Here is an 8,267-nt window from a genome sequence, read left to right as displayed (position 1 = left end):
ACTTTGCGCCTACAGCGGCGATTCGCATAAGGAAGATTATGGAACCGAGGGAAGCGTCCGGGCGCCCCGGGGGCCTCGCGCGGACCTGGCCGCCGCGCGGGTCGCACCCGCGCGTCCGCCCGCGCGCGGCACCCGCGCGCGTGATCCGGCGCGCCCTGGAAGCCGGGCCGCATCCGGACATATCCGTGGCGGGGCCGCCATGCGCCCCGCCACGGATATGTCCGGATGCCTGAGATCGCACCTCGCCCCGCCGGCACCCGCGGGGGCGCCCGATGAGCGCCGGCGCGCCCGCGTTGCGCGACGACGATTACCGCAACCTCGCCGAGTCGCTGCCGCAGCTCGCCTGGATCGCCGAGGCGTCGGGCGTCATCGTCTGGTATAACCGGCGCTGGTACGACTACACCGGCACCACGCCCGAGGCGATGTACGGCTGGGGCTGGCGCGCCGTCCACCATCCCGACCACGTCGAGCGGGTCTCGGCCCGCATCCGGCACGCTTTCGAGACCGGCGAGCCCTGGGAGGACACGTTTCCGCTGCGCGGGGCCGACGGCGCCTACCGCTGGTTCCTGTCGCGGGCCCAGCCGTTCCGCGACGCCGGGGGCCGCATCGTGCGCTGGTACGGCACCAACACCGACATCACCCGCCGGCGGGCCGCCGAGGAGCGCCTGCGCTCGGCCCAGGAGCGCTTCCGCGCCCTCGTGGACAGCGCCGCCGCGATCATCTGGTCGGCGGACGCCTCCGGGGCGCTCGCCCTCGGGCAGTGGCGCTGGACGGCCTATACGGGCCAGAGCGAGGAGGAATCCCAGGGCTGGGGCTGGGTCGACGCGGTCCATCCCGACGACCGCGCCCGGGCCGCCGAGGTCTGGGCCGCGGCCGTCGAGGCCCGCGCCACCTACGAGGTCGAGTACCGCCTGCGGCGGCGCGACGGGGTCTGGCGCCACATGGAGGTGCGGGCCGCCCCCGTGAAGGCCGAGGACGGCAGGGTGCGGGAATGGGTCGGCATGCACGTCGACATCACGGACCGCAAGGAGGCGGAGGCCGAGGTCGAGCGCGCCCGCCAGGCCGCCGAGGCGGCCAACCGCGCCAAGAGCCAGTTCATCGCCAACATGAGCCACGAGCTGCGCACGCCGCTCTCGGCGGTGATCGGCTACTCGGAGATGCTGGCCGAGGAGCTGGAGGATCTCGGCCAGGCCGCGCTGCTGCCGGATCTGCGCAAGATCGAGGCCTCCGCCCGCCACCTGCTCGGGCTCATCAACGACGTGCTCGACATCTCGAAGATCGAGGCCGGCCGCATGACCGTGGCGGCCGAGGACTTCGCGGTCGCGGCCATGCTCGACGACGTGGCGGCGGCCACCGAGTCGCTGGTGCTGAAGCGGCGCAACCGCCTGGTGCTCGACGCTCCCGGCGCGCTCGGCACCATGCGCCAGGACCAGGGCAAGGTCCGCCAGTGCCTCGTCAACCTGCTCGGCAACGCCGCCAAGTTCACCGAGGACGGCACGATCACGCTCGGCGCCCGCCGCACCCTCGAGGACGGCGCGGCCTGGCTGACCTTCGCGGTGACCGACACCGGGATCGGGCTCACCGAGGAGCAGATCGGGCGCCTGTTCGAGCGCTTCGCCCAGGCCGACGAATCGACCACCCGGCAGTTCGGCGGCACCGGGCTCGGGCTCGCCATCACCAGGGCCTTCTGCCGGCGGATGGGCGGCGACATCGCGGTGGCGTCCGTCCACGGCGCCGGGGCGACCTTCACGGTCCGGCTGCCGGCGCGGCTGCCGGAGGAGGACGACGCGCCGACGCCCGAGGAGGTCCGGGCGCTCGCCGAGGCGGCCGCCGTGGAGCGCCACGACGTCGTGCTCCTCGTCGACGACGACCCGGCCGCCCGGGAGCTCCTGTCCCGGTTCCTCGAGCGCGAGGGCTTCCGGGTGCGCAGCGCCAGCGACGGCCGGGCCGGCCTCAGCCTCGCCCGGGCGCTCCGGCCGCGGGCGATCCTGCTCGACATCGAGATGCCGCGCATGGACGGCTGGTCGGTGCTGCACGCGATCCGCAGCGACCCGGACCTCGCCGCGACGCCGGTGATCATCACCTCGGTGGTCAACGAGCAGGGCCTCGGCCGGGCCCTCGGCGCCACCGACTACCTCGTCAAGCCGATCGACTGGGAGCACCTCAAGGGCCTCATGGAGCGCTACCGGCCGGCGGGCGCCCCCGGCACGGTGCTGCTCGTGGACGACGACGCCGACGCCCGCGAGCGGCTGCGGCGCACCCTGGTGCGGGACGGCTGGCGGGTGCGCGAGGCCGAGAACGGCGCGGTCGGGCTCGAGCGCCTCGACGAGGCGCGGCCCTCGCTGATCCTCCTCGACCTGATGATGCCGGTGATGGACGGCTTCACCTTCCTGACGAAGCTGCGCGCCCGGCCCGACGGCGGCGACGTGCCGGTGGTGGTGCTCACCGCCAAGGACATCACCCCGGCCGAGAAGGAGCGGCTCGGCCGCGACACCGAGCGGGTGATCGTCAAGGGCAGCGTCTCCCTGGGGGAGATCGGCAGCCTGCTGCGGGCGATGTACGCCGCGCGCCCGCCCGAGCCGGTGCCGGCCTCGCTCCAGGGCCTGATCGACGAGCTCACGGCCCGCGGCGGGCCGGGGGACCCGTGAGGCGCCGCCACGGCGGCGCGCACCGCCCCGGCGGCATCAGGCCGGGGTGGCTTGGCCGGGGTGTGGCTTGGCCGGGCGGCGCGCCCCGGCCCCCGCCCCTACCGCCGCCGGCCGCCCTGCCCCGTCCCCTCGTCCCAGATGCTCCAGCGGAACACCTCCGTGCCGGCGCCGTCGAGGATGAGCACCGCCTCGACGGGCGGCCCGCCCCGCTGCGGCACGCGGGCGCGCGCGAACAGGCGCAGGGCCCGCTCCCGGGCGGCGTCCAGGCTGCCGGCCCGGTAGGAGGCCCGCTGGACGGGAGCGCCCTCGGGGCCGACGATCTCGATGTGGAAGGTCTCGCGCAAATCCCTGGGGCTCCCGGTGACGCCCCTCAATAGGGGCTCCCGGGGCCGTTGCGCCAGGGTCCGGGGCGGGCGCCGGCGCCGCGCCGGGCCCGCGTCAGGTCTTCAGCACCGGCTCGCTCACGTCGCCGCCGCCGCGCCGGGCCAGGTAGGCGGGCTGGAACAGGCACATCCGCACCGCGTCGCGGTACTTGCCGTTGACGAAGAACTCGTCCCGCAGGATGCCCTCGGTCTGGAAGCCGCAGCTCTCGTAGATCCCCACCGCCCGCCCGTTGTCCTTGTCGACGTGCAGGTAGAGCTTGTGGATGTTGAGCACGCTGAAGGCGTAGTCCATGGCGATCCGGGTCGCCCGCCTGGCGTAGCCGCGGCCCTGGAAGGCCGGGTGGATCGCGATCTGGAACTCGCAGCGCCGGTGCAGGTGGTTGATCTCGACGAGCTCCACCAGCCCGGCGCGCTCGTCCTCGCGGGTGGCGATGATGAAGCGGCGCTCGGTCTGATTGTGGATGTTGCGCTCGTAGAGCTGCGCCAGCTCGGCGTAGGACTCGTAGGCCTCCTCGAACCAGTAGCGCATGATGCTGTCGTTGTTGTTGAGCTGGTGCACGAAGAGCAGGTCCTCGCGCTCCAGCGGACGCAGCTTGATGGTCGCGGCCATGCTCGGTCCGGGGTGCCCAGGGTTGAGCGCGATCCTACCCCCCGGGCGGCGCCCCGTCACCGCCACTCCGGTCCCGCACCGGCCGCGCCGCGGCGAGCGTCTCCCCGGCGGGCCGCTCCGCGGCAGACGGCTCCGCGGCGGGAGGGTCGCCCGCGGGCAGGCGCGCGACGATCCCGGCGATGCGGTCCCAGGCCTCGGCCAGGCGCGCGGCCTCGGCGATCATCCGGTCGAGGGCCTCGGCCGCGCGCTCCCCCTCGGGGGTCGCGCGCAGCGCGGGCGAGAGCGCCACGCTCCGCAGGTGGCCGAGCTGGTTGCGGAGCTGGCCCTGCAGGGCCGCCAGACGCCGCCGGCCGGCCTCCCCGGGGAGCGGGACGTCCGGCTCCGCCGCGTCGCCGACGAGGTGCAGGAGCCCCGTCCGACCGGTGCCCGCCGTGGTGCCCGCCGTGGTGCCCGCCATGCCGTGCGCCCTCCCGTCCGCGAGGGCCGGATGCCCGGGCTCGGCCCGCGAGCCAGGCATGCTGCCGGGCCGCCCCGCAAGGCGGGGTTAAGCGGATCCCTCGCAATCGACGCATCCGCCCGCGCGGCGGGCCGGCACCCCCGGGTGGGCCGGCGCCGCCGCCGCGTCCAAGGCCGCGACCCCCGGGCCGGTCAGCACCGGCACGTGGAGGCGGACGTGGCCCTCCTCGTAGGCGAGGTCGCGGTCGCGGTGCTCCTTGATCACCGAGCCCGGCCCGAGGCGCATCAGCCGCACCGCCCGGAGCGGGCAGGCGAAGGCCCCGAGCAGGGCCGCGAAGGCCGGGCAGCGGCCGAGGAGGGGCGTGTCCGCGAAGGCGGCGGGATCGGCGTGGCTCATCATGACCGGGTGGGTGGCGCCCGCGGGCCCGCGCAGGGGGATCGCGCTCCAGGCGCCGTCGGAGTTCCGGGCGACGACGTGGGGGATCCGGCCCGCCGCGCCGTCCCCCGCGAGGCACGCAAGGTCGGCCCGCAGGGGCGCTGGGTCGGCCCGCAGGGGCGCTGGGTCGAAGGCGAGCGGCAGGCGCAGCCGGTCGGGGAAGCGGGTCACGCGGGCTCCCGGCGCATCAGCAGGTCGGGCCCCGCCGCGCGCACCGCCGCGAAGCCGAGCCGGGCGTAGAGCCGCAGGGCCGGCGCGTTGGCGGCGTCGACCTCCAGGGTGAGCGGGCGGCCGCTCTCCCGCGCGGCGAGGATCAGGGGCGCGAGGAGCGCGGCGCCGAGGCCGCGCCCGCGCCAGGCGGGCAGGAGCGCGAGGTCGACGAGGTGGATCCCCTCCGGCGCCCAGGCGACCGCCCGGCGGCCGACCGGGACGCCGTCCCGCTCGACCACCCGGAACTCCCCGTCCGGGTGGTGCGCCCGGTGGCCGGCGGCACGGGCCAGGAATTGCTGGCGCACGAGGGCGGCGCGGGCCGGCGCGGGCAGCGGCAGGGCCGCCCAGGCGGCGGGCAGCCCGTCCCGGAACAGCCCGAGCAGGAACGCCTCGTCCCCCGCGCCCTCCGGGCGCAGGCGCAGGGGGCCGCCCGGCGACGGGAGCGTCACGGGGACCCGCCCGTCCCCCGGTCAGTTCCGGGCCGGATAGAGTCCCTCGAGCGCGATGATGAAGGTCACGCAGAGGTAGGGCTGCATGTTGTCGTGGGGCTGCGAGCCGCCCGAGACGGCGACGGAGCCCGGATTCATCGGCACCGTGGTGCCGGTCGCCGCGAAGGACGGGTAGACCGTTCCCTGGCCGTCGTTCGTCGGCGTCAGGTAGGCGTTCGTCGGGTCCGTCAGGCCTCCGGGCGCCTTGACGGCCGACAGCGCGTGGGTGTGCTGGGGGATCTGCGGCGTCGCCAGCGTGACGGTCGTCGCGCCGCCGCGCTGCCCGAGCGCGGCGGGGGGCAGGCCCGCGCCGGTGCCGGAATGCACCGGGACCCGGCCCTGCAGGTCCGGCAGCCCGAAGGTGGTCCGGCCGTCGCCGCCGAAGGTGGTGCCGAGGATCGCGAACAGGGCAGTGTTCTGGCTGATCTGCAACAACTGACCATTGCACAACGCCCAGCCGCGCGGGGCGTAATTGCCGCCGAACAGGCGGATCTCGCCGAGAAATGGCTCGCTCATCTCGTCTCAGTCCCCAGATCGCGAATGCATTCGACGCCGCGATGAAGTCACGACGAATCAACGACGCCGTGCTCACACCTAGCACGGCGAAACTGCAAGTCGATATGAAAAATATGTCCCAGGGACACGCTCGTGCATCCGACACGGACGACCGGAGAACACCTGGGCTCTCGGTCGCTCCGGCCGCGGAACGTGCCTTTCGTGCAACGCTATAACGACAGAATAGTCCTTGCCGCAAATACTTCAATAAATCATATTTTGATTATAAAATTACTCCGTTTCAGATTTATCCTTAGTATTGATAGATCTAACACCGCTATGACATGACATGAACAGTCACTGCGACGCGAGATGTTGCGGATCGGGAAAAATGATTTGTCAAACGGCGGGATTTCGGCAATCTGCGGCCGGGATGACGCGTCGCGCAGAAGTTGCGCCGTCCCGGGAAGTCGGGACGTGCGGCACGCGGGAGTGGGTACCATGGCTGGGCAGTTCGTCTTCATCGACGCGCGGGTCTCGGATCTCGACACCCTGCGCGGCGGCCTCGTCCCCGGCGCGCGGCTGCACCTGCTCGATCCGGCCCGGGACGGCCTGCTCCAGATCGCCGCGGTGCTGGCCGCCGAGCCGGCGGGCGGGCTCGCCGCCGTCTCGGTCGTGGCGCACGGCGCGCCGGGGCGGCTCGCGATCGGGCCGGACGGCCTCGCCGAGGCCGACCTGCCGCGGCGGGCCGACGCCCTCGCGATCCTGGCGGGCGCCCTCGCGCCGGGCGGCGCGCTGCGCCTCTACGCCTGCGGCCTCGGCGGCGGCCCGGCCGGACGCCGCTTCGTCGCCGCGCTCTCGGGCGCCCTCGGCGGCCGCCCGGTGGCGGCGGCGTCCCGGCCCGTCGGCGACGGCGGAACCTGGGCGCTCGACGTCGCGACCGCCGGCCCCCGCGCGGTGCCGCCCTTCACCCGGCCGGCCCGGGAGGCCTACCGGGGCCGGCTCGCGGTGGTCTTCAAGACCGGGAACGCCGCGAGCTTCCCGAGCTACAGCTCCACGAACTTCGCGGTGGTGGGGGATTTCACCCGCGACGGCGCGGCGGACATCCTGTACGAGGACGGCGGGACGGGCGGCACCTACGGGTTCGCGCGCAGCAACCGCGACGGCACCTTCACGCTCCAGACGCTGGCCCAATCCCCCTTCGCCGGCCTCGTCCTGCCGGACCTCTACGGAACCACCATCCGGCCCTACGTCGCCGACTTCAACAAGGATGGCCGCCCCGACCTCTACATCGCCTCGAACGGCGCGGCGGGCACGCTCGTCCTGAGCAGCGGCGGGAGCGGCGGAACGGGCTACGCCCTCGCCTCCACGGCGACGCTGCCGTTGCCCCCGTTCTCGGCACGGATGGCCGTCGGCGACTTCACGGGCGACGGCGCGGCCGACATCCTGTACCAGAACGGCGGCCAGGGTTCCCCCTACAGGTTCGCCCGCAACAACGGCGACGGCACCTTCACGGACCTGGCCCAGGCGGCATCCCCCTTCGCCGCCCTGGCCCTGCCGGACATCTTCGGTGGCTCCAATCCGGGCTACAGGAACTACACGGCCGACTTCAACAACGACGGCCGCACCGACATCTATGTCACGACCACGACGACCACGAGCGGCGTCCTGACGACCACCGGCCGCCTCTTCCTGAGCAGCGGGGCGACCTACGTCGAGGGCCCGGCGGCGAGCTTCCCGGTGACGCAAGCCTCCCGGATGACGACCGGGGACTTCGACAGCGACGGCAACGTCGACATCCTCTACCAGACCGGCCTCGACGGCAGCACCTTCGGCTTCGCCAAGGGACGGGGCGACGGGACCTTCGTCCTCGCGACGCAGGCGCTCTCCCCCTTCAAGTCCGTCACCCTGTCGGATTTCAACGCCACGACCGTGGCCTACCGGGTCGCGGACTTCGACGGCGACGGCGACGCCGACATCTTCACCGACCAGTCCGGCGCGGGCGGCGCCTACGTCTTCCAGGGCAGCGACAACCCCGCCGCCGACGGCGCCCCGCCCAAGCTCGCCGCCTCGACACCCGCCGACGACGCCACCAGCGTGGCGCCCGGCGCCGACATCGTCCTCACCTTCAGCGAGGCGGTCAGCCGCGGCACCGGCACCATCGAGCTCGTCAGGACCTCCGACGGCACCACCGTCGAGTCGCTTCCCGTCACGGACAGCGCCCGGGTGACCGGCTCGGGCACCACCTGGACCATCAACCCGGGCACGGCGCTCGCCAAGAACACGGCCTACGCGGTGCGGATCGCGGCGGGCGCCTTCGTGGACGGGGACGGTGCGATCTACAAGGGGATCGCCGACACGACCACGCTCAACTTCACCACGGCGGCGAACCAGGCGCCGGTGGCGACCGCCTCCGGCGGCACCACGGCGGCCCTCGAGCAGGTGGCGGTCCTGGTCGATCCCGGCCTCACCCTGTCGGATGCGGACGACGCCGCGCTCGCCGCCGCCAGGGTGGCGATCACGGGCGGATTCCAGGCCGGC

At 74.0% G+C, this 8,267-nt stretch carries 8 protein-coding genes; 2 read left to right on the top strand and 6 right to left on the bottom strand.

From position 1 onward, the window contains the following. The first annotated feature begins 272 nt into the window (after positions 1–272). Positions 273–2,648 carry a hybrid sensor histidine kinase/response regulator gene (locus DT057_RS32990; protein WP_128566250.1) on the top strand — a complete coding sequence of 792 codons (2,376 nt, stop codon included), beginning with the start codon at positions 273–275 and terminating at the stop codon, positions 2,646–2,648. Positions 2,649–2,746: 98 nt separating this feature from the next. On the opposite strand, the gene DT057_RS32985 is transcribed toward DT057_RS32990, so the two are convergent. The 6 genes from DT057_RS32985 to DT057_RS32960 form a co-directional block, all read right to left on the bottom strand. Next, positions 2,747–2,992: a hypothetical protein gene (locus tag DT057_RS32985; protein WP_128566249.1), complete on the bottom strand. Its 246-nt coding sequence runs from the start codon at positions 2,990–2,992 to the stop codon at positions 2,747–2,749. A 94-nt stretch (positions 2,993–3,086) separates the two neighbouring features. After that, positions 3,087–3,641 (bottom strand): spermidine N1-acetyltransferase, encoded by a 555-nt coding sequence (gene speG, locus DT057_RS32980; protein WP_128566248.1) that lies wholly within the window; start codon positions 3,639–3,641, stop codon positions 3,087–3,089. Positions 3,642–3,675: 34 nt separating this feature from the next. Further along, positions 3,676–4,098 carry a hypothetical protein gene (locus DT057_RS32975; RefSeq protein WP_128566247.1) on the bottom strand — a complete coding sequence of 141 codons (423 nt, stop codon included), beginning with the start codon at positions 4,096–4,098 and terminating at the stop codon, positions 3,676–3,678. 87 nt (positions 4,099–4,185) lie between these two features. Next, the gene (locus DT057_RS32970) at positions 4,186–4,704 is read right to left on the bottom strand and encodes a cupin domain-containing protein (protein WP_128566246.1); all 519 of its coding nucleotides are present in this window, start codon (positions 4,702–4,704) and stop codon (positions 4,186–4,188) included. Next, positions 4,701–5,192 carry a GNAT family N-acetyltransferase gene (locus DT057_RS32965; RefSeq protein ID WP_128566245.1) on the bottom strand — a complete coding sequence of 164 codons (492 nt, stop codon included), beginning with the start codon at positions 5,190–5,192 and terminating at the stop codon, positions 4,701–4,703. Before DT057_RS32965 ends, DT057_RS32970 begins: the two co-directional genes overlap by 4 nt. A 21-nt stretch (positions 5,193–5,213) precedes the next feature. Then, positions 5,214–5,747 (bottom strand): phage tail protein, encoded by a 534-nt coding sequence (locus DT057_RS32960; protein ID WP_128566244.1) that lies wholly within the window; start codon positions 5,745–5,747, stop codon positions 5,214–5,216. Between the two features lie 480 nt (positions 5,748–6,227). Here DT057_RS32960 and DT057_RS32955 point away from each other — a divergent pair. Beyond that, a partial coding sequence (locus DT057_RS32955) for an FG-GAP-like repeat-containing protein (protein WP_162501587.1) occupies positions 6,228–8,267 on the top strand: 2,040 nt, incomplete at its 3' end.

Source organism: Methylobacterium crusticola (genome assembly GCF_003574465.1).
GTDB lineage: Bacteria > Pseudomonadota > Alphaproteobacteria > Rhizobiales > Beijerinckiaceae > Methylobacterium > Methylobacterium crusticola.
Note: the sequence above shows the minus strand (reverse complement) of the source record. Positions and strands in the feature narration are given on the sequence as shown.